The 22,304-nt window shown below is 65.7% G+C and carries 19 protein-coding genes; 4 read left to right on the forward strand and 15 right to left on the reverse strand.

What is annotated here, in order from left to right; all coding sequences use genetic code 11:
• The first annotated feature begins 111 nt into the window (after positions 1–111).
• On the forward strand, positions 112–807 hold the full coding sequence (locus tag J6595_RS06365; protein WP_209593615.1) for an alpha/beta fold hydrolase: 696 nt from the start codon (positions 112–114) through the stop codon (positions 805–807).
• Between the two features lie 80 nt (positions 808–887).
• On the opposite strand, the gene J6595_RS06370 is transcribed toward J6595_RS06365, so the two are convergent.
• From J6595_RS06370 to J6595_RS06395, 6 genes are all read right to left on the reverse strand, one after another.
• Positions 888–1,442: a hypothetical protein gene (locus tag J6595_RS06370; RefSeq protein WP_209593616.1), complete on the reverse strand. Its 555-nt coding sequence runs from the start codon at positions 1,440–1,442 to the stop codon at positions 888–890.
• Positions 1,443–1,613: 171 nt separating this feature from the next.
• A complete protein-coding gene (gene parE / locus J6595_RS06375) occupies positions 1,614–3,638 on the reverse strand; it encodes a DNA topoisomerase IV subunit B (RefSeq protein ID WP_209593617.1) in 2,025 nt (674 codons plus the stop codon).
• 271 nt (positions 3,639–3,909) lie between these two features.
• Positions 3,910–5,814: a calcium-binding protein gene (locus J6595_RS06380; RefSeq protein ID WP_209593618.1), complete on the reverse strand. Its 1,905-nt coding sequence runs from the start codon at positions 5,812–5,814 to the stop codon at positions 3,910–3,912.
• 771 nt (positions 5,815–6,585) lie between these two features.
• A complete protein-coding gene (glnA, locus tag J6595_RS06385) occupies positions 6,586–7,995 on the reverse strand; it encodes a type I glutamate--ammonia ligase (protein WP_209593619.1) in 1,410 nt (469 codons plus the stop codon).
• 161 nt (positions 7,996–8,156) lie between these two features.
• On the reverse strand, positions 8,157–8,495 hold the full coding sequence (locus J6595_RS06390) for a P-II family nitrogen regulator (protein WP_134759306.1): 339 nt from the start codon (positions 8,493–8,495) through the stop codon (positions 8,157–8,159).
• On the reverse strand, positions 8,452–8,691 hold the full coding sequence (locus J6595_RS06395; RefSeq protein WP_209593620.1) for a hypothetical protein: 240 nt from the start codon (positions 8,689–8,691) through the stop codon (positions 8,452–8,454). Before J6595_RS06395 ends, J6595_RS06390 begins: the two co-directional genes overlap by 44 nt.
• Before the next feature lie 53 nt (positions 8,692–8,744).
• Here J6595_RS06395 and J6595_RS06400 point away from each other — a divergent pair, with 53 nt between their 5' ends.
• Positions 8,745–10,292, forward strand: coding sequence for an NAD(P)H-hydrate dehydratase (locus J6595_RS06400; RefSeq protein ID WP_245197658.1), 1,548 nt, complete (start codon positions 8,745–8,747; stop codon positions 10,290–10,292).
• 128 nt (positions 10,293–10,420) lie between these two features.
• Here J6595_RS06400 and J6595_RS06405 read toward each other — a convergent pair whose 3' ends face one another.
• The 5 genes from J6595_RS06405 to J6595_RS06425 form a co-directional block, all read right to left on the reverse strand.
• Entirely contained in the window at positions 10,421–11,398 is a 978-nt protein-coding gene (locus tag J6595_RS06405) for a 2-dehydropantoate 2-reductase (protein ID WP_209593621.1), read from the reverse strand.
• The gene (locus J6595_RS06410) at positions 11,395–12,912 is read right to left on the reverse strand and encodes an acyl--CoA ligase (RefSeq protein WP_209593622.1); all 1,518 of its coding nucleotides are present in this window, start codon (positions 12,910–12,912) and stop codon (positions 11,395–11,397) included. Before J6595_RS06410 ends, J6595_RS06405 begins: the two co-directional genes overlap by 4 nt.
• Positions 12,913–13,127: 215 nt before the next feature.
• The gene (locus J6595_RS06415) at positions 13,128–15,395 is read right to left on the reverse strand and encodes a xanthine dehydrogenase family protein molybdopterin-binding subunit (RefSeq protein ID WP_209593623.1); all 2,268 of its coding nucleotides are present in this window, start codon (positions 15,393–15,395) and stop codon (positions 13,128–13,130) included.
• Positions 15,388–16,446 (reverse strand): FAD binding domain-containing protein, encoded by a 1,059-nt coding sequence (locus tag J6595_RS06420; RefSeq protein WP_209593624.1) that lies wholly within the window; start codon positions 16,444–16,446, stop codon positions 15,388–15,390. The genes J6595_RS06415 and J6595_RS06420 overlap by 8 nt, the downstream gene beginning before the upstream one ends.
• Positions 16,443–16,940, reverse strand: a complete 498-nt coding sequence (locus J6595_RS06425) for a (2Fe-2S)-binding protein (RefSeq protein WP_209593625.1) — start codon at positions 16,938–16,940, stop codon at positions 16,443–16,445. Before J6595_RS06425 ends, J6595_RS06420 begins: the two co-directional genes overlap by 4 nt.
• A gap of 213 nt (positions 16,941–17,153) precedes the next feature.
• Here J6595_RS06425 and J6595_RS06430 point away from each other — a divergent pair, with 213 nt between their 5' ends.
• Entirely contained in the window at positions 17,154–17,735 is a 582-nt protein-coding gene (locus J6595_RS06430; RefSeq protein ID WP_209593626.1) for a TetR/AcrR family transcriptional regulator, read from the forward strand.
• Positions 17,736–17,798: 63 nt separating this feature from the next.
• Here J6595_RS06430 and J6595_RS06435 read toward each other — a convergent pair whose 3' ends face one another.
• From J6595_RS06435 to apaG, 4 genes are all read right to left on the reverse strand, one after another.
• Complete coding sequence (locus J6595_RS06435) at positions 17,799–18,743, reverse strand: prephenate/arogenate dehydrogenase family protein (protein ID WP_209593627.1); 945 nt, start codon at positions 18,741–18,743, stop codon at positions 17,799–17,801.
• Positions 18,743–19,837, reverse strand: coding sequence for a histidinol-phosphate transaminase (hisC, locus tag J6595_RS06440; protein ID WP_209593628.1), 1,095 nt, complete (start codon positions 19,835–19,837; stop codon positions 18,743–18,745). Before hisC ends, J6595_RS06435 begins: the two co-directional genes overlap by 1 nt.
• Positions 19,838–19,874: 37 nt before the next feature.
• Positions 19,875–20,669 (reverse strand): chorismate mutase, encoded by a 795-nt coding sequence (gene pheA, locus J6595_RS06445; RefSeq protein ID WP_209593629.1) that lies wholly within the window; start codon positions 20,667–20,669, stop codon positions 19,875–19,877.
• 120 nt (positions 20,670–20,789) lie between these two features.
• Positions 20,790–21,182 (reverse strand): Co2+/Mg2+ efflux protein ApaG, encoded by a 393-nt coding sequence (gene apaG, locus J6595_RS06450; RefSeq protein ID WP_209593630.1) that lies wholly within the window; start codon positions 21,180–21,182, stop codon positions 20,790–20,792.
• 226 nt (positions 21,183–21,408) lie between these two features.
• Here apaG and J6595_RS06455 point away from each other — a divergent pair, with 226 nt between their 5' ends.
• Positions 21,409–22,014, forward strand: a complete 606-nt coding sequence (locus J6595_RS06455; protein WP_209593631.1) for a CDP-alcohol phosphatidyltransferase family protein — start codon at positions 21,409–21,411, stop codon at positions 22,012–22,014.
• The last annotated feature ends 290 nt before the right edge of the window (positions 22,015–22,304 follow it).

A 22,304-nucleotide genomic window follows, 5' to 3' on the forward strand; every position in this document is an offset into this window, starting at 1 on the left:
CATCGGCGCCTTTGTGAGCCCATCTTGTATGGGGCGATAGGGTGACCGGTCGTCTGAGTCAACCGTTTCCCGTGATATGGGCCCGTTTCGCAAGCTTTTGAAGGTGGTGTCATGGAAAATTCGCAGATCGTCATGGTTCCGGGGCTGTTATCGACCGGCGAGGTCTATCGCCCGCAGATCGATGCACTGAGCGACCAAGTCCTCGTTGCCGAAACCCGACTTGACGATACGATCGAAGCCATGGCCCGGCGAATTCTCGCCGAGGCGCCGAGCCGATTTGTTCTTTGCGGCCACTCGATGGGCGGCTATGTCGCGCTGGAAGTCGTGCGGCTCGCGCCCGAGCGCGTTCGGGGCCTGGCGTTGATCGCCACCTCGGCGTGGCCGGACACGCAGGAGCAGACGGCGATCCGTCATCGGCTCGTCGCCATGGCACGCGCGCAGGGCATCGAGGCCGCCGCGCGGCTCCTCGAACCGAAGCTGTTCTCGCCGCCGACGGCGAGCCCGGCGCTGAAACGGCTTAACCTCGACATGTCCATCGCCTGCGGCGTCGAGACCTTCGCAAGGCAGCAGGCGGCCATCATCGGGCGGCGGGATCAGCGGCCGGAGCTGCAGCGGATCGCAACCCCGACAGTCGTCGTCACCGGCTCCGACGACGAGATCATCCCGGCGGAACGGTCAGAGGAGATGGCCGCCGCGATACCGGGGGGCGAGCTCGTCACGATCGAGGGCATCGGCCACATGGTCCCGGTCGAAGCGCCTGACGCGACGACTGCCGCGATCGCCGCGCTGCTCGCCCGGACGATCTAGCTGCGAGACGTCCCCTTGGCAGAGTGCGACCAGCGTCGCGCATTTGCCGGACTGCCGAACAATTCGATCCGCACAGCCGCTCAGTTGGAGGCCGGGCCGAAGACATATGGCTGGCCCGGCACGTAATGCAGCTCGTAGGTCTCGCTGATTTCCCCGTCGCTCGGGACGACCTCGAAGAAGAGCGTCAGGCTGTTCGGCTCGGTGTCGCTCGGGTCGTCGGCCCGGTAGCCCACGACCTGGCCATCCATCTTGCCGATTTCCGGGATTTCCGCCGACGAGCGCACGGCCAGCGCGCCTTCGCCCGAGGCTTCGAGCTGCTGGATGAAGAAATACGTCTGGGCATCGTTCCCGGCGGGCTGCACCATCACCGTTCGCCAGACGCCCTGGGCGTCACCATCCGACCAGGGGCCGACCACCTGGACGTCCTGCACCATGGGTGAAAGGCTCTCGATGGCGGAGGCGAACTCGCTCGACGATGGAGCCGCGGCGTCGGTGCCGGCTGCCGCCGGGGCCTGCTGCGGCGCGGCAGGCTGCGCCGCGGGGGGCTCGGCCCCGTCCTGCGCGCTTGCGGGAGCTGCGAAAAGCAGGGATGCCGCCAGAATGCCGGCGATTTGAGAACGGGAAGGGCTCGACATCGTTTTTACCTTTGCGCGGCTCGGCCGTCGTTGTTGGGGTGGGCTCCGCTTGTCGCGATGCGCCGGGGCAAGCTCGAAGCCGCTTGGGTCCGTCCGGACGATCCGCAGCCTCTTGAACATCTCTTCTCAAACTCGGGAGCAAGGGCTCGAGGTCCAGATACGGCTGCCGCGTCAGATGTCGAGGTCGGAGACGAAGGCCGCGCGTTCCTGAATGAAGCGGAAGCGCGATTCCGGCTTGTTGCCCATCAGCGCGTCGACGGCGCCGGATGTTCCGGCCTCCGGCGTCTCATCGACGACGACACGCAGCAGCGTGCGCTTCTTCGGATCCATCGTCGTTTCCTTGAGCTGCCCGGGCATCATTTCGCCGAGACCCTTGAACCGGCCGACCTCGACCTTGCGGCCCTTGAACTCCCGGGCGACGATTTCCTCGCGATGCTTGTCGTCGCGCGCGTAAAACGTCTTGCCGCCGCTGGAAAGCTTGTAGAGCGGCGGCACGGCGAGGAAGAGGTGGCCGCCCCGGATCAGCTCGGGCATCTCGCGGTAGAAGAAGGTGATCAGGAGCGAGGCGATATGCGCCCCGTCGACGTCGGCGTCGGTCATGATGATGATCCGCTCGTAACGCAGATCCTCCTGCCGGTATTTCGACCGCGTGCCGCATCCGAGCGCCAGTGTGAGGTCGGCGAGCTGCTGGTTGGCCCCGAGCTTGTCGCGGCCGGCGCTCGCGACATTGAGGATCTTGCCCCTGAGCGGCAGGATCGCCTGGACCCTGCGATCGCGCGCCTGCTTGGCGGAGCCGCCAGCCGAATCGCCTTCGACGATGAAGATCTCGGCGCCGGATGCGCCGGTCTGCGAACAGTCGGCGAGCTTGCCGGGAAGTCGCAACTTGCGCGTCGCCGACTTGCGGCTGACCTCCTTTTCCGCACGCCGGCGCAGCCGCTCGTCGGCGCGGTCGACGACCCAGTCGATCAGGCGCGCGGCATCCTGGGGCGAGGAGGCGAGCCAGATGTCGAAACTGTCGCGCATCGACTGCTCGACGATGCGCTGGGCCTCGGCGGTGGCGAGGCGATCCTTGGTCTGGCCGACGAATTCCGGCTCACGGATGAACACCGACAGCATGGCCGATGCGGTCTGCATGATGTCGTCGCCGGTGATGATCGAAGCGCGTTTGTTTCCAGAGACTTCGGCGAAGGCCTTCAAGCCACGCAGCAGGACCGAGCGCAGGCCGGATTCGTGAGTTCCGCCCTCCGGCGTCGGGATGGTGTTGCAGTAGGAGCGAACGAAGCCGTCCTCGGCCGTCCAGGAGACCGCCCATTCGACAGCGCCGTGGCCGGTCAGCTTCTCGGTGCGGCCGGCGAAGATCTGCGAGGTCACCCGGCTCTCGGAGCCGAGGGTGACGTCGAGATAGTCCTTGAGGCCGCCGGGAAAGTGGAACGTCTCGCGGGCCGGCACGCCGGAATCGGCGGCCAGCAGCGACGGGTCGCAGGACCAGCGGATCTCGACGCCGCCGAAGAGATAGGCTTTGGAGCGCGCCATCGCCATCAGCCGCTCGGGGCGGAACCGGCAATTGGCACCGAAGATCTCCGGATCGGGCCGGAAGCGCACTCTCGTGCCGCGCCGGTTCTGAATGTCGCCGACCTCTTCGAGCTTCGAGGTCGCAATTCCCCGCGCATAGGTCTGGCGGTAGAGTTTGCGGTTGCGGGCGACCTCGACTTCCAGATGCTCCGACAAAGCGTTCACGACGGAGACGCCGACGCCATGGAGGCCGCCGGAGGTCTCGTACACCTTGGAATCGAACTTGCCGCCGGCATGCAGCGTCGTCATGATGACTTCGAGCGCCGAGCGGTCCTTGTATTTGGGATGCGGGTCGATCGGAATGCCGCGGCCGTTGTCGCTGACGGCCAATGTGCCGTCGGCTTCCAGCTGGACCTCGATGAAGTTCGCGTGGCCGGCCGTCGCCTCGTCCATCGAATTGTCGATGACCTCGGCGAAGAGGTGATGAACGGCCTTCTCGTCGGTGCCGCCGATATACATGCCGGGCCGGCGGCGAACCGGCTCCAGCCCTTCCAGAACCTCGATGTCGGCGGCGGTGTAATCCGCGCCGGGGACGAACTCCTGGGGTGGCTTTCGGGTCGGCGAGGCGGGCTTGGCCGCCCGTGGCTGACGCGCGGCGTTGCCCGAAAACAGGTCGTCGCTCATCGGCTGAAGGTTCCTCGTGCGTTCGAAGGGGTCTCACGCGGCGCCGCGATCACGGCCCTAGTGCTATACTTTCACGAAATGTTCTTCAAGCCGCGGTTTTGCCGCAACGCGCGTTTCAGCGCAAGCTTTGCCCGTTTTCCACGGATAACACGGTGCCCGGACGGGTGATCCCGAATTTTTCGCCCCGACATGCTGAAAGGCCGGCCGCATCATCGCGATGCGGCCGGCCCTGTGGTGAAGGGGCAGGGGTGGCGTTGTGCCGCCCCGCTTGTCACAGCAGGAAGTCGTCGGCGCTGAGCCCGAGCGTATTGACGACGATCTGCATGTCGGCGCCGCCATTGCCGTCGCTGTCGACGAAGACCAGCGTGCGGTTCTGGGCGGCGATTTCGAAGATCCGCACCTCCTGGCTGCCGCCGCCGGAGAAGGCGGACGTGCCGACAAAGGAGAGGTCGGGCGCGACATCGGTCAGATCGAAAAGGTCGATCCCCGCCTCGAAATCGGTGATGATGTCGGGCGAGCCGCCATTCGGACTATCGGCGGTCGAATTGAAGTCGAACGTATCGGTGCCGCTGCCGCCGCGCATGACGTCGCGGCCGAGGCCGCCGTCGATCAGGTCGTCGCCAGACCCGCCGAGGATGACGTCGGCGCCGTTGCCGCCGAAGAGTTCGTCGTCGCCGGCATCGCCGAAGATGACGTCGTTGGCGGCATCGCCCTCGATGACATCGCCGCCGCTGCCGCCCTTGATGACGTCGGCATTGTCGCCACCCGAGATGATGTCGGCGCCCGCGCCGCCATTGATGGTGTCGAGGCCGCTCTGGCCGAAGATGATGTCGTCGCCGTCTCCGCCCGAAAGGGTGTCGTTGTCGTCACCGCCGAAGATCTCGTCCTCGCCGTCGCCGCCCTCGATCGTGTCGGTGCCGGCCTCGCCGACGAGAATGTCGTTGCCGCCTTCGCCGAGAAGCGTGTCGTTGCCGTCGCCGCCGTTGAAGGTGTCGGCGGCGGAGGCGCCGATGAGGAGATCGGTGCCGCCTTCGCCGGCCACGCGGCCGAGGACGTCACCGCTGCCCGAGGCGATGTAGCTGTCGTTGCCATCGCCGAGTTCGATGGCGCGGCCGATGACGCCGCTGTTCCTGACCGTGTCGCTGCCTTCGTCCAGCGTGATCCCGCCGCCGATCAGGCCCAGATTGTTGATCGCCGCGGCGGTGTTGCCGGAAACCAGGATCGCGTCGAAGTTTTCGTTGGACGAGATCGTTCCGGTATTGGTGATGGTATATTCCAGCGCGTCGGACGTGCTTTCGTTGAGATAAATCGCGAATGTATCAGCCGACGAGATGGTGCCGGAATTGTTGATGTTGGCCGACGCGTTGAACGCGTAGATGCCGTTGCTCGTGCTGCCGGAGATCGTGCCCGTATTCGTGATCGAAGCGACGCTGAGCCCCGACGAGAGGTAGATGCCGCTGCCTTCTCCGGCGATCAGCCCACTGTTGTCGATCGTCGTTCCGTTGCCGTTTGAAACGAAGATGCCGTTCGACACCGAGGACTGGATCGAGCCGGAATTGAAGATGTCGACGGGAACGGCGGTGGTCACCGCGGTGTTGGGCCGCACGTCCACCGCCGTGCTGCGGGCCTGGATCGAGCCGGCATTGGTCAGTTCGAAACGTTGCGCGTTGATCTCAAGCGCCGACTCATTCGAGCTGCCAATCGTGGCGCCGTGACCGTTCGTTATATAGACGGTCCCCGCGTTGTTCAGATCCACCGCGTCGGCGGAGGCCGTCATGGTTCCGGTATTGATGATTTCAGCCGTGGCGGCGCTGCCATTGGCGCTCGACATGTTGATTGCGTCGAAGTCGGCCTGGACCGAGCCGGCATTGTTGAATTCGAACAGGGTGGTGATGTTGTCGATGTCGAGGCCGCCACCATTGGTGCTGACGACATTGCCGAGGCTGCCGACATTGAACTGAAGGAAGGTGACGCCGCCCGTCGTCGAAAGGGCATCCTGCCCGCTGAAGCCGACGAGGCCGCCGAGAATCGTGATCTGGTTGGCGCCGCCGGTGGTCGTGATCGGCGCTGACGGATCGAAGGTCGTCAGCGTCGCATCCTGCGTCACCAGAAGGTCGTCACCCGCAGAGAGGGTTCGGGCAGTGCTGGAGTCCGAGGAGACGAGTGTATCTGCCATTGTCGTAGTCCTTCAATTAGGAGCGTTTGGGATGGATGGCTTGATAATCCTGGCTGCAGCCCGATCGAGACGCGGCCGCGACATGATGGAACTCCGCCCCCTCAAGGACGGAGCACAGCCTTGCACCTTGATTGTCGGCACCGAAGCGCCGCTTGGCGAAACTCTCTTGTGACGAGCCGCCACTCCGTTCATCGACGTCAGGTGGGCGTCGACTGGCGCAAGGTGATCAAGGATTACGCTGCGTAAATTTCAGCGTCAATATGAAATGAATCTATGAGAATGGTAACAGATTCTTGATATTGCGCGTGATCAATCAATTCGATTGAAAGTCTATGTTGAATGAAACAACGAAGAAATGTTCCAGAAATTCTTTTGCGCGCCACGTAACAGTGGATTGGCTGCGATGAGGTCGAGAGGGCCGCGGCTTCCCCGTGGAAGGGATCGTCGTGACTGAGATGAGACCGGCGCCGCTCCGGCGATCGAGAGCGCCGCTTTCGAAGGAGGCAGGCACCGGGTTCGCTTCACAAGGGACGTTGAACCGCGCCCCGTCTGTCAGCGTTGCCGTTGGCGCCATGTGAGAGCGTTGGCTTGGCGGCTCCGCGAACCCGAGGCCATCGGGCGCTTCGAGCCTTGCTCGTCATCGATCGCCGACCCTCGGCATGGCAAACAAAAAGGCCCCGGCATGTCTGCCGGGGCCTTTCATTCGTGGCGCGACCAATTCCCGATCCGCCCTTATGCGGCGGGCCTGACCGGCGAGGCTTGCGGCCGGTCTCAGACCGAATAGTACATCTCGAACTCGACCGGATGCGGCGTCATCTCGTAGCGCAGCACCTCGGCCATCTTCAGGTCGATGAAGGCGTCGATCTGATCGTCGTCGAAGACGCCGCCGGCTTTCAGGAAGTCGCGGTCGGCATCGAGGCTTTCCATGGCTTCGCGCAGGCTGCGGCAGACCGTCGGGATTTCCTTCAGCTCCTCGGCCGGCAAGTCGTAGAGATCCTTGTCCATGGCGGCGCCCGGATGGATCTTGTTCTTGATGCCGTCGAGGCCGGCCATCAGCATGGCCGAAAAGGCGAGATAGGGGTTCGCCGTCGGATCCGGGAAGCGGACCTCGATGCGCTTCGACTTCGGCGATTGGCCGAAGGGAATGCGGCAGGAGGCCGAGCGGTTGCGGGCCGAATAGGCGAGCAGCACCGGCGCCTCGTAGCCCGGCACCAGCCGCTTGAAGGAGTTGGTCGAGGGATTGGTGAAGGCGTTGATCGCTTTCGCGTGCTTGATGATGCCGCCGATGTAGAACAGCGCGCTCTCCGACAGGCCGGCATATTCATTGCCGGCGAAGGCCGGCTTGTCGCCCTTCCAGATCGACTGGTGGACGTGCATGCCCGAGCCGTTGTCGCCGAAGACCGGCTTCGGCATGAAGGTCGCCGTCTTGCCGTAGGCGTTCGCCACCTGGTGGATGACGTATTTGTAGATCTGCATCTTGTCGGCGTTGCGGGTCAGCGTGTCGAACTTGATGCCGAGCTCGTGCTGGGCCGCCGCCACCTCGTGATGGTGCTTTTCGACCTCGACGCCCATTTCGGCCATTACGGTCAGCATTTCCGAACGCATGTCCTGGCAGGAATCGATCGGCGGGACGGGGAAGTAGCCGCCCTTGGTGCGCGGACGATGGCCGAGATTGCCGGTCTCGTATTCGGTGTCGTCGTTCGACGGCAGCTCGGTCGAATCGAGCTTGAAGCCGGTGTTGTAGGGATCGGTCTTGTAGCGCACGTCGTCGAAGACGAAGAACTCGGCTTCCGGACCGAAGAAGCAGGTATCGCCGATGCCGGACTGGGAGAGATAGGCCTCGGCCTTCCGCGCCGTCGAGCGGGGATCGCGGTTGTAGCCCTCGCCGGAAATCGGATCGAGGATGTCGCAGGTGATCGCCATCGTCGCCTGGGCGAAGAACGGATCCATATGGGCGGTTTCGGGATCCGGCATCAGCACCATGTCGGATTCGTTGATGGCCTTCCAGCCCTGGATCGACGATCCGTCGAACATCGAGCCTTCCGAAAACATGTCTTCGTCGACGATGGAGGCGTCCATCGTGACATGCTGCATCTTGCCCTTGGGATCGGTGAAGCGCAGGTCGACGAACTTGATGTCGTTGTCCTTGATCTGCTTCATAATCTCGTTGGCGCTCGTCATGGCGTTCCTTCCCGTTTCATCTGCCCGTTGCGTGTTGCCTACCGGGTCCCCGGTGGATCGCTGCGAGCTTTTTTCAGTCTGCCCGACGATCCGTCCCGGTTCGCCGCCTTTATAGGGGCCTGTGCGTCATTTCCTACCCGCGATCGCGGCTCGTGATGCGATCAGATCGCGTCGGTGCCCGATTCGCCGGTGCGAATGCGGATAGCTTCCTCGATCGGCGACACGAAAATCTTGCCGTCGCCGATGCGTCCGGTCTGGGCCGCCTTGCGGATGGCCTCGACCGCCGCCTCGACCGTTTCGTCGGAAAGAACGATCTCGACCTTCACCTTGGGGAGGAAGTCGACGACATATTCGGCGCCGCGGTAAAGTTCGGTGTGGCCCTTCTGGCGACCAAATCCCTTGGCCTCGGTCACGGTGATGCCCTGGAGGCCGACTTCCTGCAGCGCCTCCTTCACCTCATCCAGCTTGAACGGCTTGATGATTGCCTCGACCTTTTTCATCGACTGCCCTTTTCGTGGTTTTCATCTTCGACCGAGCCTCTTGCCCGCCGGCATTGACGATGCAGGTGTCGTGCCAACAGCCTGACGACGAAGCCTTACCGGAAATAGCTTGAATCCCGTCCGGGGCAATGGAGGCGAAGCCATCGGCGTTGCCGAAGAGCGGCATTTTCCACCGTTCTTGCAACGCTGCGGTCATCGACCGCCTTTCGAGATAAGGCGGCTGGCTGGAATGAACAGGGAATACGCAAAATGAGCAAGAAAAGCGCAACGATGCTGGCGCAAAAAAGTGCAATGGATGCCGCGCTGCTCACGCCGACCGAAATGGGCGAGGCCGACCGCCTGACGATCGCCGCCGGGACGCCCGGCATCGTCCTGATGGAGCGTGCGGCGAAGGCCGTGGCCGATGCGGTCGAGACCGGTTTCGGTGACGCGGCACGGATCGCCCTCCTTGCCGGACCGGGCAACAATGGCGGCGACGCCTATGCCGCGGCCGCGATCCTCGAGCGGCATGGCCGTGACGTCCGGCTGTTTCATCTGGTTCCGTCGCAGGAGCTGACCGGCGACGCCGCGATCGCGGCCAAGGCCTATGGAGGGCAGGCCGCCCCGCTTGCGGATTTTCAGCCGCAGGAGTTCGATCTGGTGGTAGATGGGCTGTTCGGGGCCGGCCTGTCGCGGGCGCTGGAAGGGAAAGTCGTCGATCTGGTCGATCAGCTCAACGCCAGCGCGGTTCCGGTGCTCGCCATCGATCTGCCGAGCGGCATTTCCGGGACGAGCGGCGCCGTGCTTGGAGCGGCGATCGAGGCCGAGGCGACGGTGTCGTTCTTCCGCAGGAAGCCCGGGCATCTGCTGGAGCCCGGCCGGTCCCGTTGCGGCCGGGTCGCCATCGCCGACATCGGTATCGAGGCGGACGTCCTCGCCGAGATCGCTCCCACAAGCTTTGAAAACCGGCCGGCGCTCTGGCGCCACCGCCTGATGCTGCCGACGCAGGCCGGCCACAAATACGATCGCGGCCATGCCGTCGTCTTCTCGGGCCCGGCCTCGCAGACGGGCGCGGCGCGAATGGCGGCGATGGCGGCGCTGCGGGGCGGGGCAGGGCTGGCGACGGTGTTTTCGCCGGCCAGCGCGATCCTCGTCAACGCCGCCCATCTGACGGCGGTGATGCTGAAGCGATGCGAAAACGCCGCCGAACTCGAAACTCTGCTCGAGGACGGGCGGATGAACGCCTTCGTCCTGGGGCCGGGTTTCGGGGCCGGCGAGGGCGCCCGGGCCTATGCCGAGGCCGTCCTGTCGGCCGGGCGTCGGCTGGTGCTGGATGCCGACGGCATCACGGCGTTTCAGGACATGCCAGACGCGCTTTTCGATGCAGCCGTGGCGGCAGGGAACGGGCGGGAGGACGATGGCCCCGCGCTCGTTCTCACGCCCCATGCCGGCGAGTTCAAGCGGCTGTTTCCCGACCTTGCCGAGGCAGAGCTTGGAAAAGCCGATCGGGCCCGCAAGGCCGCCGCCCGCTCGAACGCCGTCGTCATCCTGAAGGGCCGCGACACGGTGATCGCCGCGCCGGACGGGCGGGCCGCGATCAACGCCACCGGCACGGCATGGCTTGCGACCGCCGGTTCGGGCGACGTTCTCGCCGGCCTCGTCGCCGCGCAGCTCGCCCAGAATACGCCGACCTTCGAGGCGGCCTGCGCCGCTGTCTGGATGCATGGAAAGGCGGCCGAGGCTTTCGGCCCGGGACTGATTGCGGAGGATCTTCCCGCGATGGTGCCGAAGGTTTTGGCCGATCTGATCGCGTTCTGAAAGGCCGGCATACCGGCGTAGAGCGTTTCCGGCGAACACGCGTTCACCGGAAACCCTTATCGCTGTGCCCTGCCGCATCGTCCGCGCGTGAAAGCCGAACCGGCTTTCGCTGGAAAAATGCTCCGGGCTCAGCCGCCGAGAGGCGTCGCTGCCCTGAGGCGCAGAAGGCCGAGCACCATATCGATCGTCGGCGTCGCGATGCCCGTCAGTCGGCCCATTTCCTGAACCGAGGTGACCAGCGCGTCGATCTCCAGAGGCCGACCGAGTTCCAGATCCTGCAGCATCGACGTCTTGTGTTCGCCGACGGCGGCAGCGCCCGCGATGCGCTTGTAGACGTCGATGGGGAAGGTGATGCCGAGCGCCTTAGCGATGGCTTCGGCCTCCAGCATCATGTCGCGGGCGACCGAACGGGCACCGTCATCGGCGCAGATGCCGGCGAGTGTGGCGCCGGTCAGCGCCGAAATCGGGTTGAAGGAGAGGTTGCCCCAAAGCTTCACCCAGATTTCGGACCTTATCTGCGGTCGCACGGGAGCGCGAAATCCGGCCTCGACCAGAAGCTTCGACAGGCCCAGCGCCCGTTCGCTCTTCTCGCCGGACGGCTCACCGAGCGGCAGCCGCTCGCCCTCGATGTGACGGATGATGCCGGGAGCCTCGATGTCGGCCGCCGGGTGGACGACGCAGCCGATGGCCCGTTCGGGCCCGATCGCCTCCCAGATCGCCCCGCCCGGATCGACGGCCTCGATGCGCCGGCCTTCATGCTCACCGCCGATCCTGTGAAAATACCACCAGGGCAGGCCGTTCTGTGCCGTGACGACGGCGGTGTGCGGGCCCAGCAGTGGCTGCAGCGACGGCAGGATCGCGGGCACCGAATGGGCCTTCAGCGCGATGATCACGTAATCCTGCGGCCCGAGCTCTGCCGGGTCTTCGCAGGCGCGGACTTTGACGGTCGTTTCGCCGTCCTCGGCTCTGACCGTCAGCCCGTTCTCCTGCATAGCCTTGAGGTGCGGGCCGCGCGCAACGAGGCCGATTTCGGCATCAGTGCGCTCAGCGAGCCGCGCGCCGATCAGGCCGCCGATCGCGCCCGCGCCGAAGATCGCGACCTTCATTTCGCCGGCCCCGCGCCGAGGCCGAGCTTTTCGGCGAGGCCGATCCGCTGCAGCTTGCCGGTCGCGCCCTTCGGGATCTCATCGAGGAAGAGGATCTTGCGGGGCACCTTGAAGTCGGCGAGCCGCGTTGCCGCAAAATCGCGGATCTCGCGTTCGGTGGCGGTGGCCCCGTCACGCAAGACGACGGCCGCCGCAACGTCCTCGCCGAGCTTCTCATGGGGCATGGCGAAACAGACCACCTGCTGCACGGCCGGATGGTCCATCAGAACCTCGTCGACCTCGCGGGGCGAAATCTTCTCGCCGCCGCGATTGATGATCTCCTTGAGGCGGCCGGTCAGGAACAGGAAGCCGTCCTCGTCGAGCCGCCCCTGATCGCCGGTGTGGAACCAGCCATGGGCGAAGGCCTCGGCGTTCGCCGCCTCGTTGTTCTCGTAGCCGGCGGTGACGTTCGGCCCGCGGATCGAGACCTCGCCGATCTCGCCGGCCGGGAGCGGGCGGCCGTCTGCCGAAAGGATCGCCACTTCCGGGCCGGCCGCCGGCCCGACGCTGCCGGGCTTCCTGGCGCCCGGCGGCAGCTGGTTCGACGTCATCTGGTGGGAGGCCTCCGTCATGCCATAGGCCTCGATCACCGGGCAGTCGAAGGTCTTTTCTAGCTCCGCCATCACCTGAGGCGGCAAGGAAGAGGAGGAGGAGCGGATGAAGCGCAGCCGCAGCCGCGCTACGGCGTCGGGATTGCGCGGCGCGCGCGACAGGATCGCCTGATGCATGGTCGGAACGGCCGTGTACCAGGTGGGGGCGGCTTCATCCATCCACTGGAAGATCTTGAGGGCGTTGAAGCCGGGGGTGCAGATCACCTCGGCCCCCGCCGAGAGCGAAGACAGAACGGCCGCGATCAGCCCGTGAATGTGGAAGAGCGGCATGATGTTGAGGCAGCGGTCGGCGGCTTTCAGCTCGAGCGATCCGCGAATGTGCCGCGCCGAGGCCTTCAGATTGCCGAGGCTCAGGGGCACGATCTTGGGGCGCGAGGTGGTGCCGGAGGTGTGGAGGACGAGGGCCTCGTCCTCGTCTGCCGACATTCCGGGGCGAGCGGTCTCGCCGATCGTTTCGCCGGAAAGGGTGAAGGCGCCAGCAGGCCCGCCCGCTTCGACGGAAAGGGTGAGGATCGGAATGTTCAGCTTCGCGGCGACCTCCTCGGCCGCCTCGTGACCGGCGGTGTCGACGACGAGGGCCTTGGCCCTCAGATCGGACAGATAGAATTCCAGCTCCTCGGCCCGGTAGGCCGGATTGAGCGGGGCGGCGCTCGCGCCGGCTGCGATCGCGACGAAAGCGGCAGCCATTTCCGGTCCGTTCGGCAGGACGATCGCGACCCGGTCGCCGATGCCGATGCCGAGCTTGTTGAGCTGCGCGACCGTCGCTTCGGCGATATCGGAGAGCCCTCGATATGTCAGGGCCGCCCGGTCCGTCGCTCCGATCGCCGGATCTTCCGGTTTGCCCGCGTCGAGCACAGCCAGCATGATGTCCTTCTCCCTTGATCCGCGTCCACCACCATGAACGGTCCAAGGGTGACATAGGCGGAAATCACCCGCTCGCTAAGCGAAAAATCGCGCAGGCCCGGATGACCGGGTCGGACCGCCCTTGCTTCAAGCCGGGACGACAAAGCCGCCAAGGCCCATGCCCTGGCGGCTTCGCTCGTCTGTCATGTCACCGGGCGACCGGCGACCTCGTCGCGTCAGTGGGCTGAGGTCTCGGCCAAGAGCGCCTCGATGCCGATCGGGAATTTCCGTACCCTGACGCCCGTCGCATGCCAGATGGCATTGGCGATCGCCCCGACGGTTCCGGTAATGCCGATCTCGCCGACGCCCTTGATGCCGAGAGCGTTGACGTAGCGGTCGTCCTCGTCGACCAGGATCACGTCCATCGGCGGCACGTCGGCATTCACCGGCACGTGGTATTCGGCGAGATTGGCGTTCATGATCCGGCCCGAGCGTCTGTCGTGAACGGCTTCCTCGAGCAGCGCAAAGCCGATGCCCCAGATCATCCCGCCATAGAGCTGGCTCGCCGCAAGGCGCGGATTGATGATGCGGCCGGCCGCGAAGGCACCGACGAGGCGGCTGACGCGGATCTGGCACAGTTCCGGATCGACCTTCACCTCGGCAAAGACCGCGCCGTGGGAGAACATCGCGTATTCCTCGGCGCTCGAGGGATCGCGCGCGCCCTGACCTTCGCCGCCGAGCTCCGACACGCCGGCTCTCGCCAGAATCTCGCCGTAGCTCTCCGACCGGCTCGGATCGTCGGCGCGGTGGAGCCGTCCGTCCCGCGCCGTCACGCCGATATTGCCGGCGCCAAAGAGCGGCGAGGCCTCGTCGTTGACCGCAAGCTCGGTGAGCTTGGCGATGGCGTCCTTGCCGGCGGCATGCAGAGCGCTGCCGGCGGTCGCCGTATGGCCGGAGCCGCCGGCGATGCCGCCATCCGGCAGGCCCGAATGACCGGAATGGAACTCGACCTGCGCGATGTCGAGGCCGAGCCCGTCCGCCGCGATCTGATGCAGCGCCGTCCAGGCGCCCTGGCCCATGTCGGCACCAGCAGTCTCGACGAGCGCCGAGCCGTCGGCGCGCAGCGTCGCCTTGGCCTTTGCCTGGAACATCGGCGCCGGGAACAGCGCCGTGCCCATGCCCCAACCGACAAGGCGGCCGGCATCGTCTTTCATCTGCCGCGGCTGCATCGGCCGTTTCGACCAGCCGAATTTTTCGGCGCCCTGCGCATAGCACTCGCGAAGGGCCTTGGCCGAGTAGGGCTTATCAGACATCGGCGCCGTCTCGGCGTAGTTCCTGAGGCGGAACTCCAGCGGATCGAGGCCGGCGGCGAGCGCCGCCTCGTCGATCGCCGATTCGAGAGCGGCCGAACCGGAGGCCTCGCCGGGCGCGCGCATCGGACCCGGCGTGCCGATATCGAGCCGCGCCGCCTTGTGGCGCGAGGAAAGGGCGGGCGATGCGTAGAGATCGTGGGAGGCGTTCGAGGCGGGCTCGATGAAGTCCTCGAAGGTCGAGGTCGTCGACGTCGTCAGATGTTCAAGCGCCGTCAACTTGCCCTCGGCGTCCATCCCCATCCTGAAAGCCTGACGCGTGGCGCCGCGATGGCCGACCGGGCCGTACATCTGGTCGCGTCTCAGCGCATATTTGACCGGACGGCCGAGCATCTTCGCTGCGAGCACCGTCAGCACCTGGCCACCGAAGACGATCGCCTTGGAGCCGAAGCCGCCCCCGAGGAACGGACTGCGGATCGTGACGTTCTCGGGCGGGATGCCGAACCATGCCCCGAAGGCGCCCGTCGACATCACGAGTGCCTGGTTCGGCGTGTCGAGCGTTACCCGGTCGCCGTCCCACTGGGCCACCATGGCGTGAGGTTCCATGGCGTTGTGATATTGCGCGGGGGTCTCATAGCTGGCGGAGATCCGATTGACGGCCTTCGCCAGCCCGGCGTCGATGTCGCCCTTCTCGGCGACCGGCGGAGCGCCGACGCCGACGGCGTCCGGATCGAAGCTGTCGACGTCGTCGAAGCCCACTCGGGCCGTCTCGGCTTCATAGGTCGGCGCGAGGAGACGCGCGCCCTCGGTCGCGGCCTCGAGCGTTTCGGCGACGACCATGGCGATTTCCTGGCCGGCATATCGCACGGTGTCGTCCTGCAGCACCTCGATGTTGAAGGCGAAGGGGTAGGGCTTTGCCTCCGGGGTGATCGCCAAAGGCGGCCGGTTGGCTGGCGTGATCACCTCGACGACGCCGGGATGGGCCTTGGCCGCCTCGACGTTGAGGGAGGTGACCCTGCCGCGGGAGATCGTGGCATTGGCGGTGACGGCATAGAGCATGCCGTCGGGATGATTGTCGGCCGCGAAGGTGGCGGCGCCGGTGACCTTGAGGACGCCGTCGCGGCGGGTCATCGGCTGGCCGCTGTTGGAGCCGAAGCGGGCATTGCCGCCCGGCAGGGAGATTGTATCAGACATGAGCGATGGCTCCCGTGTCGGAGGCGAAGGGAGAAGCGGGCAGAGCCGGCATGCGCTCCGGCGTTCCGGCGGCCGCCATGGCGAGTGCGCGCGCGACGACGCGCTTGCCGAGCTCGATCTTGTAGGCGTTCTCGCCGGAGGGGCGGGCATCGGCAAAAGCCGCTTCGGCGGCCTTCTCGAAGGCCTCGCGGGTCGGCGAAAGGCCGGCGAGCGCGGCTTCCGCCGCCGCCGACCGCCAGGGCTTCATGGCGACGCCGCCGAGCGCCAGCCGGGCCTCGGTGATCGTGCCGTTCTCGATTTCGAGAGCCGCCGCCGCCGAGACGAGGGCGAAGGCATAGGATGTGCGCTCGCGAACCTTCAGATAGCGCTGATGTCCCGCAAAGCCGGCAGCGTTTGCCGGAAGCTTGATCGCGACGATGATCTCGCCGGCTTCCAGCACGGTCTCCTCATGCGGCGTGTCCCCGGGCAGGAGATAGAAGTCCGTGATCGGAACCTCCCGCCGGCCGCCAGCGCCTTCGATCTCGATCGTCGCGTCAAGCGCTGTCAGCGCGACGCAGAAATCAGAGGGATGGGTTGCGATGCAGCTTTCGCTCCAGCCGAGAATGGCGTGATGCCGGTTCTCGCCGCCGATCGCATCGCAGCCCGAGCCCGGTTCGCGCTTGTTGCAGGCGCTGGCAGGGTCGGCGAAATAGGCGCAGCGGGTCCGCTGCATCAGATTGCCGCCGACCGTGGCGGCATTGCGCAACTGTGCCGACGCGCCCGAAAGCAGAGCCTCGGCGACCGCCGGATAGGCCTTCGAGAAGGCCGTGTCGTGGGCGAGGGCGGCATTTTTCACGAGTGCGCCGATGCGCATCGAGCCGTCGGGGAGCTGTTCGATCTTGCCGAGATCGGGCAGGTGGGTGAGGTCGATCAGCCGGTTCGGGCTGGTGACGCCACCCTTCATCAGGTCGAGGAGATTGGTGCCGGCGCCGAGATAGGCCGAGCCGGGTTCGCCAGCCGCTGCGATCGCCTCGGCAACCGAGGTCGGGCGGATGTACTCGAAAAGGTTCATGCCGCTTTCTCCGGTTTGGTTTCGGACATCTTGCCGCGCGCCTCGATGACGGCCTCGGTGATGCCCATGTAGGCGCCGCAGCGGCAGATATTGCCGCTCATGGCTTCGCGCACGCGCTCGGGATCGTCGCCGGTCTGGCCTTCGGCGATCAGGCCGACGGCGCTCATCACCTGGCCCGGCGTGCAGAAGCCGCACTGGAAGCCGTCGTGATCGATGAAGGCCTGCTGGACCGGATGCAGCGTCCCGCCCTGGGCGAGCCCCTCGACAGTTGTGATCGACGAGCCGTGGTAGCTGATCGCCAGCGCCAGGCACGAATTGATGCGCTGGCCATCGACGAGGATGGTGCAGGCTCCGCACTGGCCGCGATCGCAGCCTTTCTTGGCGCCGGTCAGGCCGAGCCGCTCGCGCAGAAGGTCGAGCAAGGTGACGCGGGGATCGTCGAGAACGATTTCGCGTGTCTCGCCATTGATGGTGAGTGTGAGAGAAAGGTTCATCGGGTTACCTTTCGAGGAATGAAAATGTCGGGACAGGCGTTCGCGCCGCCGTGGCGCTGGATCGCGGGGCGCCGCCGGGCGGGTGTCCGGCGATTTGACTTGTCGCTCCAGCCGGTTTCGAAAGACGGTCTGCGGTCGACGGGAGAGCCTGTCCGTGCCTATTATACGGAGGGACCCTCCGCTTTCAAGTGTGGAAGGATTATAAATTCCGAGATGGAACGCGAATTGACGACGGCAATGCGCCGACCGCGCGCCGACTCCTTACGAAACCGTGAGAAGCTGATCGCCGCGGCCGCGGTGGTGTTTCGCGAGACGGGCGGCGGCGGGACGCTGGAGGCCGTGGCCCGCAGGGCCGGCGTCGGCATCGGCACGCTCTATCGGCATTTCCCGACGCGCGAAGCCTTGTTCGAGGCGGTCTATCGACGCGAGATCGAGCAGCTCGCGAAGCTTTCCGAGGAGCTGGAAGGTGCCGAGGATCCCGTCGCGGCGCTGCGTTCGTTCCTGCACGGCATGGTCGGGATGGTGGCGACGAAAAAGGGGATGATCGCGGCGCTCGCCGTCGCCATCGACGGCTCGTCCGAGATCGCCTGCTTCTCGCTCGCGAGTTTGTCGACCGCCATCGAACGGCTGCACGGGCCGGCCGTCGCAAGCGGACGGTTGCGCGACGACATCTCCGCCGACGACATTCTCCAGACCGTCATCGGGATGTGCCTCGCGCGCCGCGAGGAGCGCTGGGAGCCGGCCGTCATCCGGCTGATCGACGTGTTCGTTGACGGGCTGCGCGCGGGCGACTGAGGCCCGCAGGTCTCTCGCCGGCCATCGTGCAAACCACGTTTGCTGCGACTTCGCGCGGCCTGCTCAGCCCTTGGTGCCGGCCCGCTCGCCGCTGGCCGGCTCGCGGCCGAAATTCGGCTTGGCCGTGTCCTGGCCGGCCTCGATGACGTTGCGCCGGATTGCCCGTGTGCGGGTGAAGAGGTCGAACAGCGTATCGCCGTCGCCCCACCGGATCGCCCGCTGCAACGTTGCCAGATCCTCCGAGAAGCGGGCGAGCATCTCCAGCACCGCGTCGCGGTTGGTCAGGAAGACGTCGCGCCACATGGTCGGATCCGAGGCCGCGATGCGGGTGAAGTCGCGGAAGCCCGACGCCGAGAACTTCACCACCTCCGACTGGGTCACCGTCTCGAGATCGGCGGCCGTGCCGACGATGTTGTAGGCGATGAGATGCGGCACGTGGGAGACGATTGCCAGCACCAGGTCGTGATGCTCGGCGGTCATCGTCTCGACATTCGAGCCGCAGCCCTGCCAGAAGGCTTCGACCCTGGTGACCGCAGCTGGATCTGTGCCCTCGGGGGGCGTCAGGATCGACCAGCGGTTGGTGAAGAGTTCGAGGAAGCCGGCCTGCGGGCCGGACTGCTCGGTGCCGGCCAGCGGATGCGCCGGCACGAAATGCACCGAACTCGGCAGATGCGGCGCCATCTGCGCGATCACCGCGCCCTTGACCGAGCCGACGTCGGAGACGATCGCGCCGGCTTTGAGATGCGGTGCGATCTCGCGTGTGATCGCTCCGCAACTGCCGACTGGAACGCACAGGATGACGAAATCGGCGTCCGCGACGGCTTCGCTCGCTTCCAGATGATAGCTGTCGCCGAGCCCGAGTTCCTCGGCCTTGTCCAGCGTCTCCTTGCGCCTCGTGGCGATAGCGATGTGGCGTGCGAGGCCGTTCGTCCTGGCATTGAGGGCGAGCGACGAACCGATCAGGCCGATGCCGATCAGCGCCAGGCGCTCGAAGAGAGGTTCGCTCATCAGGAAGGGCTCTTCAGAAATTCGGCGAGCGCGGCGACGACGCCGCGATTGGCCTCTTCGCTGCCGATCGACATTCTCAGGGCATTGGGGAAGCCGTATCCGGCGACGCGGCGCAGGATATAGCCGCGTGCCGAGAGATGGACGTCGGCCTCGGCCGCGCCCTTGCCGTCCTCGTCGGGGAAATGGATCAGGATGAAATTGCCGACGCTCGGCGTCACCGTCAGGCCCAGCGACTCGATTTCGCGGGTGGTCCATTCCAGCCAATGGGCGTTGAAGCTTGCCGCTTCCTCGATGAAGGCACGGTCGCGGATCGCCGCCGTGCCGGCCGCAATGGCCGCCGCGTTGAGATTGAACGGTCCGCGCACCCGGTCGAGAGTCGAAACGATCGCCTCCGGCCCGTAGAGCCAGCCAATGCGCAGCCCGGCGAGACCGTAGATCTTCGAGAAGGTCCGCGTCATCACGACGTTGTCGGCCGAGGAGACGAGTTCGATGCCCGCGCCATAGTCGTTGCGCCGGACATATTCGGCATAGGCCGCGTCGAGAACGAGGACGACATGGCCCGGCAGGCCGGCCTGCAGCCGGCGAACCTCGTCGAACGGCAGGTAGGTGCCGGTCGGGTTGTTGGGGTTTGCCAGGAAGACCAGCTTGGTCTTCTCGGTCACGCGCTCCAGAATGGCGTCGACATCGGCGGTCGCGTTCTTCTCGGGAGCCACGATGGGCGTTGCGCCTGCGGCCTTGATCTGGATCGCGTAGACGAGGAAGCCGTGCTCGGTGTGGATCGCCTCGTCGCCGGGCGCCAGATAGCACTGGCAGAGAAGGCCGAGCAGCTCGTCCGAGCCGTTGCCGCAGATGATGTTCTTCGTGTTGAGGCCGTGGACCTCGGCGATCGCGGCTTTCAGCTGGCTCGCCTGGCCGTCCGGATAGAGCGCGAGGTCACCGATTGCCTGGCGCGCCGCCTCGACGGCCGACGGCGGGGGGCCGAGCGGCGTCTCGTTGGAGGAGAGCTTGTGCAGCTTGATTCCCTCCGGCGCCCGGCTCTTGCCGGGGACGTAGATCTCGATGTCGAGCACGCCGTTCTTGGGAACCGGTTTCATCGTCGCAAACCCTGATTGAGAAGCGCTTCGCTGGCTCTCAGGGAGCTGGGAACGCCAAAGGAGCCGCATAACCGCCAACGGGACGGATGTCGAGGTGAGAGCCGAGGCGAATGGCGAGGTCTTCGCCGGAAAGACGCGAGGCAACGAGAGCGCTGGTCCCGGATCGCGACCTGGCCAAGGCCAAGATGGCAATCCCTTCGCCGAGATCGTCAGTCTCCCCGAGACCCTGGACGGCGTAGCATCCGATTTCGGGCGGCACGGGGTCCGCGAGTGGCGGCGCGATGACGAGGCTCGGCGAGGCCGCCGGCCGGCCGGCCATGTCGAAGAAGGGCAGACGCGCCACGACATGCGCGCTGGTCAGCTCGTCCCACCAGGCACCGTCGTCACCGGTGAGCCCGACGACGCCGAGCCGGTCATCGCCGCCTTCCTGAACTGCACTGAGGACGGCGGCCGGCGAATCGAGAAGCGTCAGCGGGACCGTGAAGCCGAAATAAAACCGGGCGGTGTCGATGGCCGAGACCGGCTCGCCGCAGGCGAAGACGTCAAAAGGCGCCTGCAGGGCGGTGAAGGTCGAGATGATCTCGCGCCAGAGATGCTCGATGGCGGTGAGCGGCAGATGGCCCGAATGGCGCTCGGCGAGCCGGCGCATCATGTCGGCCTCGCGGCCCGGGCGAAAGGCAGCGCCGCTTTTGGCAGTGCCCTTAACCGCGATCAGCTCGTCGATCACCACGGCCCGTTGCATCAAGAGACGATGGACCGACTCGTCGATCGCGTCGATCTTTGCTCTCAGTTCCCCCAGCCTCGAGGGATCGGCCTTTTGAGGCTCTTCCATTGCCCCCTCCGTTCGTTGCGCGCCGCTTCTAGACCCTGAACGCGCCATTGGCAAAACGTCGCCGGCAGGACGACGCCAACAAACCGGAGAGGAGCGGCGCGTCAGGTCGTGATGGATATCTCAGTTGAGAACGCGGTCCTGCGTCGGCAGATCCAGCGAGAAGGCCGGGATCTCGATCTCGAAGGCCTCGCCGTCGTCGGCGCGAAGCTGATAGGTGCCGCGCATGATGCCGGACGGCGTCGGGAGCGGGCATCCGGACGTGTAGGTGAAGCTGTCGCCCGGAAGGATCACCGGCTGTTCGCCGACGACACCCGGGCCGCGCACTTCCTCCACATGACCGGTCGCATCGGTGATCTGCCAGTAGCGCGACTCGATCTGCACGGCGACTTCGCCGCAGTTCTCGATCTCGACCTGATAGGCCCAGACCCAGTGCCGCTCGCTCGGGTCGGACTGGTCCTCCAGATAAGCCGGCTTCACGGTCACGACGATTTGGCGGGTCGTCGCCTGGTACATCGGAGACATGGCCTTTCAGACAAGATGACAGTCACGTTCCACGGCTATAGCGCAATTCAAACGCGGACTCACCTTTCGGAATTCCTGCGCGGCAAATCCGCATATGATCCGATGGCAGGCGTTTGCAACTGTTCGCGGGTCCGGTGGGAGGGATGTTCGCGCGGGTTGTCCGGCAATGATAGGCTGAAGAACGGCCGCTGTTTCGTTCTCAAAGGGCTCATCTGAGGTGTTCGATTCCATATTGAGACGGCGGATCGACCCGCCCGTCGAGCGTCTGGCGGCGCGCTTCGTCGCGTGGGGTGTTGGCGCAAATACCGTCACCGTCGCCGGTCTTGGCATCGGTCTCCTCGGCGCCGTCGCGATCGCTTCTGGCGCCGTTCTCTTGGGGCTTTTTCTTCTTTTAGCGTCGCGGCTGTGCGATGGCCTCGACGGCGCGATCGCCAAGAAGACACAGCCGACCGATCTCGGCGGCTATCTCGACATCGTCTTCGACTTCGTCTTCTACGGCGCGATCCCGCTCGCCTTCGCGGTTCTGGATCCGGCCAGCAATGCCGTTCCCGCGGCGGTCCTCCTGCTGACATTCTATGCCAATGGCGCGAGTTTTCTCGCCTATGCGATCCTTGCCGAGAAGCGGCGGATCACCACCGACGTCAGGGGCCGCAAGGCATTCTTTTTCACGACGGGCCTCGCCGAGGCCAGCGAGACGATCATCGCGTTCTGCCTGTTCTGCCTGTTTCCCGCCTGGTTTCCGGTGATCGCCTATGGCTTTGCAGCCATGACGGCGTGGACGTTTGCGGCGCGGGTCTGGCTGGCGGTTAGGACCTTCGGGTGAGGGGGCGCAGAATGACGAGTGCGTCCCGTCGAAGCCTTTCTGCGGTCGCAGTCTTTCTCCCGATTGCGCCCCGCGTCCTCGCCTTTCGAGGCCGCCTGCGGCGGCACCTCAGGATGAGGACGCTCGGTTCTGCCGCGTTAGGGCAGGCGGGTCAGCCGGAAAAAGCGTATGCGATTCAAGCAACTGCTGGAATGAGGCAAAGCCGAGCCGCGCGACGCCACCATAGCCCCTCATCCTGAGGTGCCGCCAAAGGCGGCCTCGAAGGGCGAGGGGCGCTTGGCGCATCGCCT

The sequence above is a fragment of the Jiella mangrovi genome, from assembly GCF_017815135.1.
GTDB lineage: Bacteria > Pseudomonadota > Alphaproteobacteria > Rhizobiales > Rhizobiaceae > Jiella > Jiella mangrovi.